This window comes from Prosthecobacter sp. (genome assembly GCF_049294395.1).
Taxonomy (GTDB): Bacteria; Verrucomicrobiota; Verrucomicrobiia; order Verrucomicrobiales; family Verrucomicrobiaceae; genus Prosthecobacter.
On sequence record NZ_JBAQCR010000247.1, the window covers coordinates 1 to 17,855 of the forward strand.

The 17,855-nt window shown below is 59.2% G+C and carries 15 protein-coding genes; 7 read left to right on the top strand and 8 right to left on the bottom strand.

Features of this window, described 5'->3' with window-relative positions:
- Window positions 1–218 (bottom strand): VOC family protein (locus tag WAW39_RS17270; RefSeq protein WP_422320430.1); only part of this gene is annotated, 218 nt, incomplete at its 3' end.
- Window positions 215–772, bottom strand: coding sequence for a DUF3592 domain-containing protein (locus tag WAW39_RS17275; RefSeq protein ID WP_422320431.1), 558 nt, complete (start codon window positions 770–772; stop codon window positions 215–217). The genes WAW39_RS17270 and WAW39_RS17275, both read right to left, overlap by 4 nt.
- 131 nt (window positions 773–903) lie before the next feature.
- Between WAW39_RS17275 and dacB the strand changes: the two genes are divergently transcribed.
- Complete coding sequence (gene dacB / locus WAW39_RS17280) at window positions 904–2,466, top strand: D-alanyl-D-alanine carboxypeptidase/D-alanyl-D-alanine endopeptidase (protein ID WP_422320432.1); 1,563 nt, start codon at window positions 904–906, stop codon at window positions 2,464–2,466.
- Between the two features lie 542 nt (window positions 2,467–3,008).
- Here dacB and WAW39_RS17285 read toward each other — a convergent pair.
- The 5 genes from WAW39_RS17285 to WAW39_RS17305 form a co-directional block, all read right to left on the bottom strand.
- Window positions 3,009–3,641, bottom strand: coding sequence for a 3-keto-disaccharide hydrolase (locus WAW39_RS17285; protein ID WP_422320433.1), 633 nt, complete (start codon window positions 3,639–3,641; stop codon window positions 3,009–3,011).
- 508 nt (window positions 3,642–4,149) lie between these two features.
- Window positions 4,150–5,679 carry a TolC family protein gene (locus WAW39_RS17290; protein ID WP_422320434.1) on the bottom strand — a complete coding sequence of 510 codons (1,530 nt, stop codon included), beginning with the start codon at window positions 5,677–5,679 and terminating at the stop codon, window positions 4,150–4,152.
- Window positions 5,639–8,869, bottom strand: coding sequence for an efflux RND transporter permease subunit (locus WAW39_RS17295; RefSeq protein ID WP_422320435.1), 3,231 nt, complete (start codon window positions 8,867–8,869; stop codon window positions 5,639–5,641). Before WAW39_RS17295 ends, WAW39_RS17290 begins: the two co-directional genes overlap by 41 nt.
- Window positions 8,870–8,885: 16 nt before the next feature.
- On the bottom strand, window positions 8,886–9,998 hold the full coding sequence (locus tag WAW39_RS17300; RefSeq protein ID WP_422320436.1) for an efflux RND transporter periplasmic adaptor subunit: 1,113 nt from the start codon (window positions 9,996–9,998) through the stop codon (window positions 8,886–8,888).
- Between the two features lie 159 nt (window positions 9,999–10,157).
- The gene (locus WAW39_RS17305; RefSeq protein WP_422320437.1) at window positions 10,158–11,168 is read right to left on the bottom strand and encodes a LacI family DNA-binding transcriptional regulator; all 1,011 of its coding nucleotides are present in this window, start codon (window positions 11,166–11,168) and stop codon (window positions 10,158–10,160) included.
- 136 nt (window positions 11,169–11,304) lie between these two features.
- On the opposite strand from WAW39_RS17305, the gene WAW39_RS17310 reads away from it, so the two are divergent.
- The 6 genes from WAW39_RS17310 (at window position 11,305) to WAW39_RS17335 (ending at window position 16,398) form a co-directional block, all read left to right on the top strand.
- Window positions 11,305–11,715: a (R)-mandelonitrile lyase gene (locus tag WAW39_RS17310; protein WP_422320438.1), complete on the top strand. Its 411-nt coding sequence runs from the start codon at window positions 11,305–11,307 to the stop codon at window positions 11,713–11,715.
- A 13-nt stretch (window positions 11,716–11,728) separates the two neighbouring features.
- Entirely contained in the window at window positions 11,729–12,787 is a 1,059-nt protein-coding gene (locus WAW39_RS17315) for an NAD(P)-dependent alcohol dehydrogenase (protein WP_422320439.1), read from the top strand.
- A 379-nt stretch (window positions 12,788–13,166) separates the two neighbouring features.
- Window positions 13,167–15,521, top strand: a complete 2,355-nt coding sequence (locus WAW39_RS17320; protein WP_422320440.1) for an FAD-dependent oxidoreductase — start codon at window positions 13,167–13,169, stop codon at window positions 15,519–15,521.
- Between the two features lie 230 nt (window positions 15,522–15,751).
- Window positions 15,752–15,928: a hypothetical protein gene (locus tag WAW39_RS17325; protein ID WP_422320441.1), complete on the top strand. Its 177-nt coding sequence runs from the start codon at window positions 15,752–15,754 to the stop codon at window positions 15,926–15,928.
- The gene (locus tag WAW39_RS17330; protein WP_422320442.1) at window positions 15,918–16,229 is read left to right on the top strand and encodes a type II toxin-antitoxin system PemK/MazF family toxin; all 312 of its coding nucleotides are present in this window, start codon (window positions 15,918–15,920) and stop codon (window positions 16,227–16,229) included. The genes WAW39_RS17325 and WAW39_RS17330 overlap by 11 nt, the downstream gene beginning before the upstream one ends.
- Window positions 16,230–16,248: 19 nt before the next feature.
- A complete protein-coding gene (locus tag WAW39_RS17335; RefSeq protein ID WP_422320443.1) occupies window positions 16,249–16,398 on the top strand; it encodes a hypothetical protein in 150 nt (49 codons plus the stop codon).
- 459 nt (window positions 16,399–16,857) lie between these two features.
- Here WAW39_RS17335 and WAW39_RS17340 read toward each other — a convergent pair whose 3' ends face one another.
- Window positions 16,858–17,298 (bottom strand): hypothetical protein, encoded by a 441-nt coding sequence (locus tag WAW39_RS17340; protein ID WP_422320444.1) that lies wholly within the window; start codon window positions 17,296–17,298, stop codon window positions 16,858–16,860.
- Window positions 17,299–17,855 lie beyond the last annotated feature (557 nt).

Genomic DNA, 17,855 nt, shown 5'->3' on the forward strand with positions numbered 1-17,855 from the left:
GCCATCACCAGCACGTCCTCATACTGAAAGCTCAGCCCCGTCGGATTCCGCGAGCCATCATGCCCTCCATGCAGCGCGATGATCGCATCCCCAAACCGCAGCTCCGTCCAGAAATCACTCACAAAGATCTCCTCCAGGCCGATCACATCGCGGTAAAACGTCACCGCCCGCTTCATGTCGGCGGCCATCAGCATAAACTTCACTTTTTCAGGTTTCATGGGTGGGAGGAATCGTTGTCGGGTTTCGCTGGGTCTGAGGCTGCCACCTGGCTGTAAAACCGGGCTTTGTCTTGGGCAAAGCCCACCTCAAATCGTTTGCTCAACATCATCATGCCACCCACAGCGATCATCCAGATCAGCCCTCCTGCCAAAATCACTCCTGGGGAAAACCACAGTATCCACGTGTTTTCGATGAACATCTGTGCGGGATCTTGGGCATCGTAGAAAACGCCGACCTCATCACCACGCTTAAAATGATCTGACCGCGCCGCCCGCGATGATTGTGCCTTGTGCGCACTTCCCCGCGCATCACGAAACTCCACCACCGGGTAATAGCTGATCACCTGCTTCGCCTGCGGCGGTTCACTCGGGCTCCGCGTGCTCAGAATGCCGACCACATCCACAATCACGCCCGTGGTTTTTTCAGAGCCGTAAAGAAACCTTGCCGTGCTGACGGTCCAGATCAGCCCGGCACCTGCAATCAGCCCTCCGAAAACAAAAAACCCCCACAGGACTCCCTGCATCGTCCATTTTTCAGGGGCCAGTTCTATCATAGGGGCAAGGTGAGTCCCATAAGTGGGGCAGGCAAGCAAAGAACAGTGGGGACAAACTGTCCGCCGCTTTCCCATCCTCCATTTCCCAGCACCCCGCTTGGCGCTGCCGCGTTTCAGGTTACACTCAGCCCATGTTAAAAAACATCGTCATCCTCCTGCTCGCCTCGGCGCTGGCGGCTTCGCTCCTCCTGCGGCGCGATGCCGGCTCTCCCGCAGCACCTTCAGTGACTTCCGCCCCCCTGCCTGCTCGCGTGGAGCCTCCTGCCATCGTCCCTTCCGTTCCGGTCCCCGTCACCACACCCACAGAAAAAATTCCGCCCCAGGAAGCCCCTCCCGCTCCTCTCAATGCCGTCGCAAAGGTGCTGCAGGAGGCCCGTGCCAATCCCGTTCTCACCGGCACCTCCATCGGCTTCTGCCTCATCGACAGCAAAGGCGCGGTCACCATGGATGAAAACGCCGGCACGGCCCTCATTCCCGCCTCCAGTTTCAAAACCCTCACCACTGCCACCGCTCTGGAAGTCCTCGGGCCGGACTTCCATTTCACCACCGAACTCAAATCCACCGCACCCATCCAGGAGGGTGTCATCAAAGGTGATCTCGTCATCATCGGCGGGGGCGATCCCATGCTGAAGCTCGACGATTTGAAAGCCTGGGCCGCCGATCTCAAACAGCGCGGCCTCGTTCGAATCACCGGCACCATTCGTGTCGATGCCAGCTTCTTCAGCGGCAGCCTCTACGGCGACTTCTGGAATTGGGGCGACATCGGCAACGGTTACGGCAGCGGCGTCGCCGGGCTGAACCTCAACCACAACCGCTACATCCTGATGTTTCAGGCAGGGCCCGAGGTGGGTTCTCCCGCCCAACTGCTCGGCATCAATCTCGAAGTCCCCGGCGCCATCTGGAAGAATGAAGTGACCACAGGCCCTGCCGATTCGGGCGATGGCGTCATGATTCACGGGGGCGAAAACACCACCGCCATCTACCTGCGCGGCACCGTCCCTCTGGGAGCCGCAAAATTTCAAGCCCGCGGTGCCGTGCCAGATCCCGCCCGTTTTGCCGCTCACCATTTCCGCGCCGCACTTCAGGACGCCGGCATCCAGGTGGGCAGCCCAGGCACCGGCGCTAGCCCCGCCAAAAAAAGTGGCAGTGGCAATGGCCCTGCCAAAAGCAGTGGCAGTGAAGGCGCCACCAGCATAGCCCCGGCCTCCCCCATTCATTCGCTGCTCAAACACGACTCCCCGCCGCTGCTCGACATCATCAAAAGCATCCACAAAGTCTCCGACAACCAGGAAACAGAATGCGTCTTCCGCATGCTCGGCCTGAAGGCAGGCAAACCATCCGCTGAAGTGATCCGCGAACACTGGAAAACCCGCGGCCTCGAATTCGCCGGCCTCCGCATGGAAGACGGCAGCGGCCTCTCCCGCGCCGACTTCATTCGTCCTCTCGATCTCGCCCGCCTCCAGTTCCTCGCAGGCACCGGCCCGCAGGGGATCGCATACAAAGCATCGCTCCTCTCCGAAAACGGCCTCACCTGGAAGATCGGTGCCATGTCCGGCATCCGCTCCTACACCGGCTACGCCAAAACCAAATCCGGCGAGGAATACTGCTACGCCCTCATGGTCAATCACTACACCGATGGCAAAACCGTCTCCGAGCTTTGCCGCCTCGTGCTGGACGCGATGATGGGCCTCTAGCTCGCCATCGCCATGGTTGGGCCATGATGCCAGCCTCCGCCCCGGCGAAGCAAAGTAGCCTTGTTCCTGCGGAACAAGGAACCTGCCGATTCCCCCCACCACACACTTACTGAGACTTGCGCGATAGACTTCCATCCTGGTCTTGAAGGCCAACGGCCTTCCGTCTTTCAGCCCAGGGGTGCCGAGCTTTAGCGAGCGCTCCCCTGGGTTTGTCCGCACAACTCGGGAAGCAAACCCAGCACTCCGCCACACTTCAAACCTGCCAGCAGCGTCTTCAATGCGCCCCGCCGCGAGTATGCCGCGTGCAGGCAATGCGCCCACCTTCCACCATTGACGCTTTTCTTGTCAATCTACTGAGCAAGGTTTAATAGAGTAGAGCAGTTCCCAAAACTCAATTCCGATTGAGCACGCATGCGGTCTTAGGTTCACATTAGAAAGGCAAAGAGGCAAACACGGCAGAGATGGGATTCATTCTCTGCTCCCTCTGCATCTCTGCCCCTTTGCGGCTAAATCGAACGGCTCAGCCACTTCCAAACCGCCCCCTACTTCAGCTCCTGTATCTTCAAATTCCGAAACTTATACGTCTGCCCCTTCTCCCCATGATGCTGAATGGCGATCACCCCGCTCGCATCCATGTCATCCACCACATCCGTGGTCAGCACCCCGTTCACGAAAATCTTCAGGCTCTTCCCACGGCATTCAATCCGGTAGTTGTTCCAGTCATTGCGCTTGAAGGCATCGCCCGCCCGAGCGCGGAAGGCCGCTTCGCTCTCCTTGTTGCCCTTGATCGGACTCGCAAACCACATGCGCCGCCCTTCATCATACAAGCCGCCGCTCCACTTGCGGTTCGCATCCCCGTCCACTTCCGCCTGATAACCAAAGACCTTGTTCTTTTCCACATGCGCCCGGAACATGAAGCCGCTGTTCGCCTGGCCTGGAGGCAGCAGAATGTCGCCTTCAAAGATGAAGTCACCGTACGTCTTCTCCGTCACCACAAAGAACTTCTTCTCCCCCGTGAGATGAATCTCCCCGTCCACAATGTCGATCTGCCCCCACTCATAGGGGTTCTTCCAGCCCGTCAGCGTTTTACCGTCAAAGAGTGACACAAAGTCATCAGCGAAAGCAGGAATCGAGACGGCCAGGGCGAGTGCGGCAAGAAGAAGACGTGGTTTCATGGTGGGCCACGACCAAAGCCATCCTGTCTGGCAAAACAAGAGCCTTTGCGTTTTATGTGAGCAGTGCGGAAGCGCGGAGCGCTGGGCCATCGGCGCAGGTAGGGGCGGACTGTCCCCAGTCCGCCGCCGCCAGAACCCATGCCCTCGGAAGGAATCAGCTTTGTGGGCTTCCAGGTGGAAAACGAATTTCTGCTATCGCCCTATTGAGACTTGCACAATAGACAGACATCCTTGCCTTGAAGGCCAACGGCCTTCCGTCATACAGCCCAGGGGTGCCGAGCTTTGGCGAGTGCTCCCCTGGGTCCTGGCATCAGAACCGGGAAGCAAACCCAGCACTCCGCCACACTTCAAGCCTGCCAGCAGCGTCTGCAATGAGCTCCGCCGCAAGTTTGCCGCATTCAGGTGCCGAGTCCACTTCCACAAGGAATGCTCTTCTTGTCAGTCTTATATTGTGTAAGGTACAATAGATGCACGCTGCTTAACGAAACGCGGATCAAACAGCGTCAGCCTAGTTGCCGCCTCTCAATTCCCCCACCACTTTAGGCACCGCCATTTGGGTGGAGTTGCCAGAGCCGCCGGCCGCGCGGTTGTAACCGCCGCCCAGAGCCTTGTAGGCTTTCACAAACGCATTCAGCTGCTCCTGCTTCAGCTCGATCAGATCAATCTTGGACTCAAGCGCATCACGCTGGGTCAGCAGCACTTCCGTGTATTCCGCACGGGCGTTGAAGAAGAGCTGGCCGGCGATGTTGATGGAGTCGTTCAGAGCCGCCACCTGCTGGGCCTTGAGATCGTAGCTGCGGCCGTAGTTTTTGATCTGCGCGAGTTGGTTCACCGTCTCGACGTAGGCTTTCAGCACCGTCTGCTGGTAGGTGTAGATCGCCGCGATCTGACGCGCGCTCGCACCGAGGAACGCTGCCTTGATCGCACTCCGGTTGATCAACGGTGCCATCACGTTGCCGGCAATACCATAAACCAGCGAAGCCGGGGTGGTGAACGCGGACTCCAGCGAGAAGGACTGCAATCCCAGGGCTCCTTTAAGGCTGAGGGAAGGGTAGAATCTCGCCGCCGCAGCCTTCACATCCAGCCCGGTTGCCGCCAGTTCCAGCTCCGCCCGCCGCACGTCCGGACGGTTCCGCAGCAGTTCGACCGGCAGCCCCGTGTTGATGCGGCCAAGCATCAGTTGCTCGAAGCCCTCCGACCTCCGCTTCACGTGCTGGGGGTAGCGACCCACCAGATAGTTGAGCTTGTTTTCAGCCACCGTGATCTGCTGCTGAACTTGGAACTGATGGCTTTGGTTCTTGAGCACTTCCGCTTCAAATCGGCGCACGGCAAGCTCCGTCACCCGGGCGTTCGCTTTCTGCAGCCTCACCGTCTCGAGCGCATTCTTTTGAATCTCAATCATCCGCTTCAGGGTCGTCAGCTGGTTGTCAAACGCTACCAGCTCATAGTAGGTCTGGGCGATCTCGGAGACGATGTTCGTGATCATGAAGTTCCGCCCTTCCTGGGTGCCCAGGTAGCGCAGGATCGCGGCATCACGCTCGTTGCGCAGCTTCCTCCAGATGTCCACTTCCCAGTCAAAGTCGGCGGAGAAGCCGAAGTTAGGCATGTTCTTGGGAAGAGGGACGCCCGCTGCAATTTCGTTGGCGGTATTGTCTTCCACGGCTCCGGCGGCCGTATGCCTGCCCACTTTGTCCAGCCCGGCGGTCGTGCCTGCGGTCACAAACGGGAGAATGGCGCCTTTGCGCGCACGCACTTCGGCCTTCGATGCCTCAATCTCCTGCAGCAGGATGTTCAATTCCTGGTTGTTGCTCAGCGCGATGCTGATGAGGGATGTCAGGTTTGGATCCTTGAAATACTCCTTCCATCCGATCACCGCAGAACTCTTCGTTCCAGCCGTGTCCGGAAAGTTGGCTGGCAGCGGCGGATCACTCGATGGCAAAGGGTCGCGGCGGAGCACGGAAGAGCACCCCTGCACCAGGACGATTAGACAAACGAAATTAAATGCTAGGAGCTTGTTCTTCAGGTTTTGCATGTTCATGATGGCCGTACTCTCCGAGTTCGCTCAGCGGTGTATCGTCTTCATCTGGGAGAAGTTTTCCACGGGCTGCGATTGTGCCGAAGATATAATAAAGTCCTGGGACGACAAGCAGGCCGATAACCGTCCCTAAAAACATCCCGCCAGCCGCCGAGGCACCAATCGTCTTGTTGGCGATCGCACCGGCACCATGCGCCCTGAGCAGCGGAATCATCCCCGCAATGAAGGCGAAAGAGGTCATCAAAATCGGACGGAAACGTACCTTGGCGCCTGCAATGGCCGACTCAAGGATGGAGAGCCCTTCCTGATGCCGTTGAGAGGCGAACTCGACAATCAGAATGGCGTTCTTGCCCAGCAGGCCCACCAGCATGATGATGCCCACCTGCGCATAGATGTCGTTGTCCAGACCCATCGCTTTCAGCAGCGCAAAGGACCCCATGACCCCGATGGGCAGGGACAGGATCACCGCCAGCGGCAGAGTGAAGCTTTCGTACTGTCCCACAAGCACCATGTAAACGAACAGCAGCACCACGATGAAAATATACATCGCCTCATTGCCTCGTCCCACCTCGTCAAACGAGAGACCGGCCCAGCCGATGTCAAAGCCTCGCGGCAGGGTCTTCTTCGCCACGTCTTGAATCGCTTTGATGGCATCACCGCTGCTGAAACCCACGGCCGGCGCACCCTGGATGGACGGGGCAGGGTAGGCGTTGTAACGGGTGATTTCATTCAAGCCCAGCTTCGGCTTAAGACTCATGAATGCCGAATACGGCACCATCTCGCCCTTTTCATTGGCGACGTACATGTCCTTGAGATCCTTCGGCAGTTTCCGGTAGTCCGGATGTGCCTGCACATACAGCTTGAAGAACTGGCCAAACTTGATGAAGCCCTGTTCGTACGTGCTGCCGATCATGACAGAGAGGTTGTCCATCGCCTTCCCAATCGAGACCCCCTTTTGCATCGCCACTTTGTTGTCAATCACGAGCTCGATCTGGGGATAGTTGGCGCTGAAGAACGTGAAGAGACCGCGGAGCTCTTTGCGCTTCCCGAGCGCCGTCATGAACTCATCGTTCACCACCTGCAGCTTGTCGTAGTCGCCCGTGTTGGTTTTGTCCAGCAGTCGGAGCGAGAAACCACCCGCAGCACCGTAGCCGGGAACCGCCGGAGGCTCGTAGAACTCGATCGTGACTCCTGATATGGCTTTGCACTTTTCTTCCAGTTCCGCGATGATCTGAGGTGCGGTCAGTTTCCGCTCCTCCCAGTTCTTCAGATTGATCAGACACGTGCCGGCGTTCGATCCGCGGCCCTCCGTCAGCACTTCGTAGCCCGCCAGCGATGACACGGAGTCAACCCCTTCAATGGTCTTGGCCAGCTGCTGCAGCTCGGTGGACTTCGCAGAGGTGCGTTCCAGGGTCGAGCCTGGAGGCGTTTGCAGAATCGCGTAGATCATTCCCTGGTCCTCCGCAGGAATGAAGCCTGCGGGCAGCTTTTCGTTGATGAAATAAATCGCCGCACCGGCCAGCCCCAGCACCGTGAACGTTATCAGTCGCCGGTGCACGATCCTTCTGAGAATGGCGACGTAAATGTCCGTCACCTTGTCAAACACATGATTGAAGGCCGCCAGCAGCAATGCAATCGGCCCCCGCCATTTGCGCTTGTGGCCGGGCTCGTGGTCGTGGCCATGCTCGGACTTTTTCAAAATCATCGCGCACAGCACGGGCGTCAGCGTCAGCGCCATGACGCCGGAGAGCACGATGGCCACCGCCATGGTGATCGAGAACTGCCGGTAAAAGACCCCCACCGGACCGGTCATGAACGTCACTGGCACGAACACTGCGGTCATCACCAGCGTGATGGCGATAACCGCACCCGCAATTTCATGCAGCACCATCTGCGTCGCCTTGTAGGGGGAGATGCTCGTGCCATGCATTTTCGCATGCACGGCCTCCACCACCACGATGGGGTCGTCCACCACGATGCCGATCGCCAGCACCAGCGCGAAGAGCGTGATGAGGTTGATCGTCACTCCAAACATCTGCATCAGGAAGAAGGCGCCGATCAGCGAGACCGGCACCGCCAGCGTCGGAATGAGCGTTGAGCGCCAGTCCCCGAGGAACACAAACACCACGAGCGCCACCAGAATGAAGGCCTCGATCAGCGTGTGCAGCACCTTCTCAATCGAGGCATCAAGGAAGTTGGCCACATCGTAGCTGATCTTGTAGTCCATCCCTGACGGAAACGTCTTCTCCTTGATCTCCACCAGCTTCTCCTTGATCTCCTTGATGACTTCGTTCGCGTTGCTCCCGAAGCTCTGCTTGATCACGATGGCCGCAGAGGGCAGTCCGTCGAGGTCGGAATACAGATCGTAGAACTCACTGCCCAGTTCCACGGACGCCACGTCCTTCAGGCGCAGCAGTTCACCGTCTTCCGTGGCTCGCAGGATGACGTTCTCATACTGCTCGACGGTGTTGTATCGGCCCACATAAGTGAGCACGTACTCCAGCGACTGGGACGTCTTGCTGTCCGCTCGCCCGATTCGCCCTGGCGATCCGATCAAGCTCTGCTCCGAAAGTGAATGCATCACCGATTCCGTCGAGACGTTGTAGGCTCGCATGCGGTCCGGCTTCAGCCAGATGCGCATGGCGTACTGTCGCGTGCCCAGGATCTTGGCCAGACCTACACCGCGAATACGGCTCAGTTCGGGGATGAGATAGATGTAGCCGTAGTTGAACAGGAACTGCATGTCCGCATTCTTGTCCGTGCTGAAAAGGTTCACGTACATCAGCATGTTCGGCGTCAGGTTGTTCACGATCACGCCTTCGCGCTGCACCAGCGGAGGGAGACGGCTCATCACCTGGTTCACGCGGTTCATCACGTTCACGGTCGCCTGGTTCGGATCGGTCCCCATGTGGAAGATCACCTGAATGGTTGCCTCACCCGCACTCGTTGCGTCCGAGGTCATGTACTTCATGTTGGGCACCCCGTTGATCGAGCGCTCCAGTGGAATCAAACACGACTCTTCCAGAACTTTCGCGCTCGCTCCCGGGTAGTCCAGGGTGACCATGACCGACACCGGCGCCACATCTGGGAACTGGGAGATCGGCAGGGTGATCATCGAAAGCCCCCCCAGGAACAGGATGATCAGTGAGATAACAATGGCCAGGGCTGGCCGGCGCAGAATCTTCGTAAACATGGGTCAAATCCTATAATTATTCAGCATGCAGTTTCATGTCTTTGAAAGCCTCTTCGGGCTTCTTGAAAACATAGTCTGCTTTCTCTCCGCTCTTGGCCTGCCGCATTCCTTCGAGAACAATCCTGTCCTTCTCGGTCAAACCTTCGCTGACGATGAAGACATCCTCCAGCTCCTCGCTGATATGGATGCGCTGTTGAACCAGCACATCATCCGCTCCCACGATGAACACATAGTGATGGTCCAAAATCTCAAACGTTGCTTTTTGGGGCACCAGCAGCGCACCCTTGACCATTTTGTTCATGCGAATGTTGCCCGTCTCGCCGTGCCTGAGAAGGCGGTCCGGATTCGGAAAATCCGCACGGAATGGAATGGTGCCGGTTTGATTGTTAAACTCCGCCTCGATCACGTTGACTCTGCCCGGCTGGTTGAACGTCTTGCCGTTGGCCATCACCAGTTCGACCTTCTTTCTCTCGTCCGGCTGCTCTTCAGACATGTAATCCAGATACTCTGCCTCAGGGACGTTGAAATAGACCCACATCTCGCTGTTGTCAGACAGCGTCGTCAGCAGATCACCCTCATCCACCAGGCTGCCATTCCGCAGGTGCAGGCGGTCCATCAGCCCCGGAAAAGGCGCATTGATGTTGGTGAAGCCGAGGTGCGCCTGCGCAAGGTTCACCACCGCCACTTTTTGTTCCCATTTGGCCTTGGAAATGGCCAGCTCCTTGTCAGACACCACCTTGCTGTCCGTCAATCGCTTGGTGTTTTCATACTCCACTTTGGCCACCTGGGCCTCGGCCTCGGCGCTGGTCAGTTCTGCCTGATACACCAGCGGCAGGATCTTGAACATCGGTTCGCCCTCCTTGACGAGCTGGCCCTCCTTCACAAAGACCGATTGCAAATAGCCACGCTCCACCGCACGGAGCTCAATGTTGCGGCAGGAACGAATCTGGCACACATATTCTCGCGTGACCAGCGTATCCCTCTTGATGGGGTTGGTCAGGATCATCTGAGCCTCCGCCTCCTTCTCCTCATGCTCAGCCTCCTTGTGATGGCAGCCGCTTAACAGGAGGCTGGCCGCCAAGCCAGCATAAATGAGGGATTTCCGGGAAGCGATATGCAGTAATTCCATTCTTGGCCATACGAAGCCACAGAACCCGGGCTATTCATATACCCTCCTCAAGGGGTTTTAACCCCCACCCCCGACACCAGTGTTAGCGTTCAATAGGAACGATAAGCGCTACATGGCTATAAATAAAACAAGAGGAGAAATAAGATAAAAAGTTAAGAATCAATCGTTAAAACCCATCCTCGCCCCACGCCACACGCCCTCCGTCATCACAATCCTCGGCGCCTCGGGGATGCCCCGCTCATTCTGCTGGTACTGCGTTACCAGCAGATCCACCGCCGCCGCACCGAGGACATCCGCCTGCTGGTCGATCCCCGCCACCTCCGCCATGTCCGCCCGCCAGCCCAGTGAGACATGATCCGGCCTGCGCAAGGAGGGCAGGGTGGCCAGCCAGTCTTTCACCAGATGGCCTCCATCGATCACCACATCCGGCTTCGCCGTGCGCACCCACTGCAGGAAATCACTACGGCTCATCGATTTGCGCAGCGCCAGCAGCTCTCCCGGCTTCGCCAGCGGGTGATGCGCCAGAAAACTCGCCGACCACGCTCGAAACATCCGCTCATTGATCGTGCTGCCGCAGTAAAAGCCAATGCGCTTGTACCGCTGCTTCTTCAGCATCCGCAGCGCCGTCATCATGCCCAGATAGTGGTGGTGATGCACCCGGTGCAGCTGCGGCCTCGCATACCCCAAGCCGATCACCACACTGCTGAACTTCTCCCACGCCATCGACACATGCCCTCGGCTGCGCGACACCAGCGGCGAAAGAATGAACCCCGGAATCCCTCGCGCCTCCAAAATATCAGAAAGCCGCCGCGCCGTCATCCCTCGCGCAGCCAGATGAAATTCCTCCAGCTGAAAGCCCAGCTTCGTCGCCTGCCGGTGCGCCCCCAGCACCAGTTGCTGCGACCACGACGAACGCTCGATCTCCTGCGAACTCCTCTCCGCCCACACAAAAGCCAGCGTCAGCGGCGCGGCCACACGCCGCGTGCGCCGCATGTGTGTCATCAGCTTCGCGATCTCAGGATCAGGCCGGTAGCCGATCTCCTCCGCCGTTTGTACAATCCTCTCCCTCAAGGCCGCCTCCACATGCTTCCCCCCACGCAACGCGCGCGAGACCGTCATCTTGGAAATGCCGAGCTTAAGGGCGATGTCGTTCAAAGAAGCGCGTGCCATCCCGCATCCTACACAAGCTCACCCATTGAATCCAATGTCGGTGTTGCAGTCGCGGCCTCACATCTCTTCAATACAAAACTCGCACAATGGCCCAGCCGCCGAGCTCCCCCCAAACGTAACACCCCGCAATCCCGCCATGAACATCCAACGAAACGGCTCACAACCCTCCGGCAAAGGCCCCGCCGATTGGTTCACTGGCACAGTGCGCATCGATCCACTTTTCCAGCCATCTTCACCCGCACGCGCCGCTGGCGCCACCGTTACCTTCGAGCCCGGCGCCCGCACCGCATGGCACACCCATCCGCTCGGGCAGACCTTGATCGTCACCGCAGGCTGCGGCCGCGTGCAGCGCCTCGGCGGACCCATCGCAGAAATCCGTCCCGGGGATGTCGTCTGGTTCCCGCCCGGCGAAAAGCACTGGCACGGCGCCTCCCCCACCACCGCCATGACACACATCGCCATCCAGGAAAGCCTCGACGGCAAAGTCGTCGACTGGCTCGAACACGTCACCGACGAGCAATACCAATCCATTCAACCCAACTCCTAACCTCCCTCCCACCATGCCCACCGCCAAATCCTACGCCGCCTCCAGCGCCACCTCACCCCTCGCATCCCTCCAGATCCCGCGCCGCGATCCCACCGATCGCGATGTCGAAATCGAAATCCTCTTCTGCGGCGTCTGCCACTCGGACCTTCATCAGGTCCGCAATGAGTGGAGCGCCATGCCCACCACCTATCCCTGCGTCCCCGGTCATGAAATCGTCGGACGTGTCACCCAGGTCGGCTCCGCCGTGAAGAAGCACAAACGCGGCGACATCGTCGGCGTCGGCTGCCTCGTCGACTCCGATCAAACCTGCCCCCAGTGCCAGGCCAATCTTGAGCAGTTCTGCCCGCATTCCACCTTCACCTACAATTCGCCCGACAAACACGGCACCGCCCCCGTCACCTACGGCGGCTACTCCAGCAGCATCGTTGTGGATGAGCACTTCGTCCTCAGCGTCCCCGGAAACCTGAGCCTCGCCGGAGTCGCCCCCTTGCTCTGCGCCGGCATCACCACCTACTCACCCATGCGCCGCTGGGGCGATCTCAAAGGCAAAAAAGTCGGCGTCATCGGTCTCGGCGGTCTTGGCCACATGGGCGTGAAGTTCTCCCACGCCTTCGGTGCCCACACCGCCGTGCTCAGCACCTCGCCCAAAAAGAAGGACTCCGCCCTCGCCCTCGGTGCCGATGAAGTCATCATCTCCACCGACGCCAGCGACATGCAAAAGCACGCCGGCAGCTTCGACTTTATCCTCGACACCGTCTCCGCCGATCACGACATCAACGCCTACCTCAACCTCCTCAAAATCGACGGCACCCTCACCCTCGTCGGCGCTCCGGACAAGCCCCTCCCAGTCTCCGCCTTCGGCCTCCTCTTCGGTCGCAAGCGCCTCGCCGGATCCCTCATCGGCGGCATCGCCGAAACCCAGGAAATGCTCGACTTCTGCGGCCAAAACAACATCACCTCCGACGTCGAAATCATCCCCATCCAAAAAATCAACGAAGCCTACGAGCGCCTCCTCAAAAGCGACGTCAAATACCGCTTCTCCATCGACATGGCCTCCCTCAAATCCGAGTAAAAAGTAGCACGGGCAATCCTGCCCGTGTCCCCCACGCCCACCCGTCGTAGGTCGTGTGTGGCGACAGCCCACCCGACCACCAGCGCTCCACACCGCCCAACGCCCGTCCATCCACAAACCCCTCCACACGCGGTGCTTCCCCCCAGAAGCACCGCGTTTTCATTTTCAGCCACATTCCCCACTCAGCTCGATCCCAGCCCCAGTTAATTCTGTTAATCCTACCATCCTGTTAATCCTGTCCATCCGGCCCGCTCTCACCCACCACGCCACCTCTCCAAAATCACAAATCGTAAATCATAAATTCCCCGCCCTCCTGTTACCGTAACAAACAACCCATGATTGCTTTCCTCCCGGGTTCTCGTTAAAACCACCCCCAACCATGAAATCCGTCCTCCTCGCCACCCTCCTCACCCTCGGCTCCGCCAGCGCCCAGCCGCTCTGGATCGAAGCCGAATCCTTCTCCACCCCCGGTGGCTGGGTGCTCGACACACAGTTCATCGATGCCATGGGCTCCCCCTACCTCATGGCCCACGGCATGGGCAAGCCCGTCAAAGACGCCTCCACCGAAGTCGAACTCCCCGCCGGCACCTACACCCTCTGGGCCCGCACCAAAAACTGGGTCGGCCCCTGGGACGCCAAAGGCACCCCCGGCCGCTTCGAAATCAGCGTGAACGGCAAAAAGCTCGACCACGAATTCGGCGCCACCGGCAAAGACTGGCAGTGGGAAAAATCCGCCCCCGTCAAAATCACCGGCAAGGCCACCACCCTCGCCCTCCACGACCTCACCGGCTTCGATGGCCGCGTCGATGCCCTCATCCTCAGCAAAGAAGGCGAAGACTTCACCCCACCCGCCGACCTCACCGCCACCAACAAACTCCGCCGCCAGCTCCTCGGCCTCCCAGACAAAGCCCCCGAGACCAGCGAGTACGATCTCGTCGTCATCGGCGGCGGCTACTCCGGCATGGGCGCCGCCATCTCCGGCGCACGCCAGGGCCTGAAAGTCGCCTTCGTTCAAAACCGCCCCGTCCTCGGTGGGAACGGCTCCAGCGAAATCCAGGTCTGGGCCATGGGCGGCACCCGTCGCGGCCTCTACCCTCACCTCGGCGAGATCGTCGAAGAATTCGCCGACCGCGCCAGCAACAGCCCCGCCGCCACCCCCCAAGAGTTCAATGACAAGCTCAAGGAAGACACCGTCAAGGCCGAAAAAACCATCGACCTCCACCTCAACACCCACGTTTACGGCGTCGAAATGACCGCCGACAAAAAGAACATCCGCTCCGTCATCGGCCTCGACACCAAGACCGGCAAAGAAACCCGCTTCGTCGGCAAGTTCTTCGTGGATTGCACCGGCCACGGCAGCGTCGGCGCACTCGCCGGAGCCGAGTTCATGATGGAAGAAAAAGGCCGCATGGGCATGAGCAACATGTGGGTCATGCAAAACCTCAAAAAGCCCGTCACCTGGCCCGCCACCCCTTGGGCACTCCCCCTCACGCTCGAAGACTTCCCCGAGCCCAAAGCCCTCGCACCCGTCGGCAAAAAGAACGCCGAAAACATGAAAGGCTACGACCTCGGCTACACCCCCGTCCCAGCCCCCGAAGACTACGTCCACGGCGAATGGTTCTGGGAAAGCGGCTTCGACAAGCACCCCATCAACGACCTCGAACTCATCCGCGACCACAACTTCCGCGCCGTTTACGGTGCCGTCTCCGCCCTCAAAACCCTCAAGGCAGACAAATACGCCGACTTCGATCTCACCTGGCTCGCCTACATCGGCGGTCCCCGCGAATCCCGCCGCATCGTTGGCGACATGATCCTCAATGGCGAAGACATGGTCAAAGGCATCATCCATCCCGACGGCTGCGTCCCCACCACCTGGGATCAGGACCTCCATTATCCTAAAGAGCAGTACGCCAAAAACTTCCCCGACAATCCCTTCATCAGCCGCGCCGAATTCGGCAAGCACACCGACCGCAAAAACGGCTACCCCGTCCCCTACCGTTGCTTCTACAGCAAAGACATCGGCAATCTCTTCATGGCTGGCCGCACCATCTCCGTCGAGCGCCACGCTCTCGGCTCCACCCGCGTCATGCGCACCTGCGGCATGATGGGCGAAGTCGTCGGCAAAGCCGCCTGGATCTGCGTCCGCCACCACACATCACCCCGCGGCGTCTATGAGCAGTACCTCGACATCCTCAAAGACCTCATGTCCCAGCCCGGGGCCATGCGCCGAGACGCCCTCGAAGGCTCCCTCTACCTCCCCGCCAACGCCAAAAAACTCCCCGACCTCCCACCTCCCGGCACCTCCGCCGACAGCATCGACCCCAAAAAACTCGAAGGCCTCGTCATCGACGACACCGAAGCCGAGCTCAACGGCAAATGGGCCCACGGCGAAGGCCTCAAGCCCTACGTCGGCAAGCACTACAGCTACGGCTCCGACAAAGACGCCAGCGCCCGCTTCCCCTTCAGCGTCAAGCAGACCGGCAACTACGAAGTCCGCATCTACTTCCAGCCCCACGAAAACCGCGCCAAAACCGCCCCCGTCACCATCCTCACCGCCGACGGCGAAAAGACAGTGACCGTCGATCAAACCAAAGCCCCCAAAGACCCCCAGGGCGCCTACTCCCTCGGCACCTACAAATTCACCGCCGGCGAAGAATCCGCCGTCATCTTCCGCACCATCAACGCCCACGGCAACGTCCACCTAGACGCCGTCCAAATCCTCCCCTCCAAGTAGTTCTTAAGCCCCAAAGGGGCGACATAGCGTAGCCCAGGGTGAACCGAGCCTCAGCGAGGTAACCCTGGGTAAGCCACATCACAATCCGGGAAGCAAACCCACCGCTCCCTTCTCACACCGCGCTCACCAGCAGCGTCTTCCACGCCCCACCGCCGCAAGGCGCACGGCTCAAGAACCTCCGCCGCCACAGCCAGGTTGACAGGCTCGTCACGCCCACGGAAATTCCATTCATGAGCGTCGCCCAGATCATCCAAGAATTGCCCAAGCTGACCGCCCTCGATCTTATCGCCGTGCGCCGCAAACTGATGGAACTCGCGGATGAGAATGAAGAGGTCGCTTTGTGCGACGCCATGGCCTTGGAGGGTGCCCAGCTTCTGGATCAGATGGAGGCTGAAGATGAGGGCTGAACGAGGTGAGATATGGCAGGTGGATTTCGGCTTGGCCGCCAAGGTCCGTCCCGCCTTGCTCCTCACGGGCGAACCTGCCGATGATGAGCTCGACCTGTTCACAGTGCTTCTCCACACCACGGCCACGCGCGGGAACCAGTGGGAGTTGGTCATCCCCAAATCCTTCCTGAAGCCTGGAGCTTTTCATTTGCAGCAAGTGCAGACCATCTCCGGCGCCAAGCTGCTTCGTCGCCTCGGTTGCCTGACGAACGATGAGATTCAACGTGTTAATGATCGGTTGGCAGAGCGATTAGGACTGTAAAGGACATTCCCCAGCTCCCATGACTATCACCGATGACCCGATCGACGCTTTCGATCACGAACTCGAAGCTCTCCTCAATCAACGCGAGTCAGAAATGGATCAAGACCCCTCACAAGACATCACTCATCAAGAATTCCTGGCCCATTTCGACGCCCGGCGTCAGCCATAAAAGCTCTGGCCAAGTACGATAGACACTCCTGTCTGTCGGCCAAGGCTCACTCACGAGCGCTGAGTATCGGGATAGACAAAGCGCGTCTGTCCTACGTCGACCCCCATGTCTCAATTGCATCATGATGCACCGCAACTGCACTCAGGCTCCCCAAGCCCGTAGGGCTGCCACAATCGTAGCCGTGGGTGCCAACCCACGGACCGCACGCCCACGAACACCTCCCCACGCGGAACCGCGTAGCGGTGACACAAAACGCCGCATTCTCACTGCAACAATATCACGCCGCCGTGTGTCTTCTTCTCCCGATCCCGGAGGGATCGCAGCCGGTAGCTAGGGGTAAGCTCGCGTAGCGAGCGCCACCCCTGGAAAGCCTTCTCACACCGCGCTCACCAGCAGTGTCTGCAACGAACCTCCGCCAGCAAATGGGCCCGCTCTTGCTCCTTGTCCCTCGCTGCCAACTCACTCAAGGGCTGAAATCTCCGTGACAGGCGGCAACTCGGCGCGTGGGAGAAGTGCCGCCTCCATCTCCAGCTCCACCGCCAGCGGTTCAATCGCCTTGAGAAACTCAGGCGGCGGGCAGTACCCATGCGCCTCGATGTAATGAAACACCCCCATCGGCAGCACAAAACGCACACGCCGGTCCACCTGCGGCACGAAAAGCTCAATCCAAAACTCCCCGTGGAATTTGCCCTTCCCGCAGATCTCGCAGGCATGGTTTCCCATCAGACCATCCATGAAGGCATGATGGGCCGCATAGTGCCGCAGCACCGCCAGATAGCGCGGAGCCAGCGCTCCCGGTGTCGGCACCGTGCAGCCCAGCCATCCCACCGAAAGACAGGCCATGTCCTTATGCATCCATCCGCAGTAAGTCTCCGTGCTGAGGTCTTCGATGTAAGCCATAAGGGGGGGATCAGTCGCTTAACACCCCGGGCTCCGCAATATCATCCGCATCATCTTCCGCATCGCAGGTGTCGGCGGCAACGTCCACTTCGACGCCGCGCAACTGCTGTCAGCCAAGGACTCCAGTTGCGCCGCAACTGGAGTCTCGACCCCGGAGGGGTCAAAGAAGGTAGCCAAGGGCGAAGCTCGCGCAGCGAGCGCCACCCCGGGAAAGCCACACGCAATCCGGAAAGCAAAGCCAGAGCCAGAGCCTTCTTCGCACGCCGCTCTCACTAGCAGCGTCCCCCCGCCTCTACACTGCGGAGCGATGTTGCTCAACGCTTCGACGTCGCATGAATAACCCGCGCATGTGCCATGCAAAGAGCATTGACCACACCCTGCATGAATTCAATCTCCGCTCATCAAATCTCTTCTCCAGTTCTCTAGAATTCCTAGGCAGTGTTTTAAAACCAGTTTGAAGGAAAAAAATTGTGCGCCCGGTGAGTTTGAGCCACTGGCAAGTCTCATGTTCAATCAACGATTCTCTTGGTGGGGGCCGCTCAAGCAGCGGCTCTTAA

Bases quoted from the DNA above. Each gene is read 5' to 3' on its own strand.
- WAW39_RS17295 (WP_422320435.1), bottom strand. From the start codon at position 8,869: ATGTTTACGAAGATTCTGCGCCGGCCAGCCCTGGCCATTGTTATCTCA.
- WAW39_RS17275 (WP_422320431.1), bottom strand. From the start codon at position 772: ATGATAGAACTGGCCCCTGAAAAATGGACGATGCAGGGAGTCCTGTGG.
- WAW39_RS17290 (WP_422320434.1), bottom strand. From the start codon at position 5,679: ATGAACATGCAAAACCTGAAGAACAAGCTCCTAGCATTTAATTTCGTT.
- WAW39_RS17300 (WP_422320436.1), bottom strand. From the start codon at position 9,998: ATGGAATTACTGCATATCGCTTCCCGGAAATCCCTCATTTATGCTGGC.
- WAW39_RS17310 (WP_422320438.1), top strand. From the start codon at position 11,305: ATGAACATCCAACGAAACGGCTCACAACCCTCCGGCAAAGGCCCCGCC.
- dacB (WP_422320432.1), top strand. From the start codon at position 904: ATGTTAAAAAACATCGTCATCCTCCTGCTCGCCTCGGCGCTGGCGGCT.
- WAW39_RS17315 (WP_422320439.1), top strand. From the start codon at position 11,729: ATGCCCACCGCCAAATCCTACGCCGCCTCCAGCGCCACCTCACCCCTC.
- WAW39_RS17330 (WP_422320442.1), top strand. From the start codon at position 15,918: ATGAGGGCTGAACGAGGTGAGATATGGCAGGTGGATTTCGGCTTGGCC.
- WAW39_RS17325 (WP_422320441.1), top strand. From the start codon at position 15,752: ATGAGCGTCGCCCAGATCATCCAAGAATTGCCCAAGCTGACCGCCCTC.
- WAW39_RS17335 (WP_422320443.1), top strand. From the start codon at position 16,249: ATGACTATCACCGATGACCCGATCGACGCTTTCGATCACGAACTCGAA.
- WAW39_RS17285 (WP_422320433.1), bottom strand. From the start codon at position 3,641: ATGAAACCACGTCTTCTTCTTGCCGCACTCGCCCTGGCCGTCTCGATT.
- WAW39_RS17340 (WP_422320444.1), bottom strand. From the start codon at position 17,298: ATGGCTTACATCGAAGACCTCAGCACGGAGACTTACTGCGGATGGATG.
- WAW39_RS17305 (WP_422320437.1), bottom strand. From the start codon at position 11,168: ATGGCACGCGCTTCTTTGAACGACATCGCCCTTAAGCTCGGCATTTCC.
- WAW39_RS17320 (WP_422320440.1), top strand. From the start codon at position 13,167: ATGAAATCCGTCCTCCTCGCCACCCTCCTCACCCTCGGCTCCGCCAGC.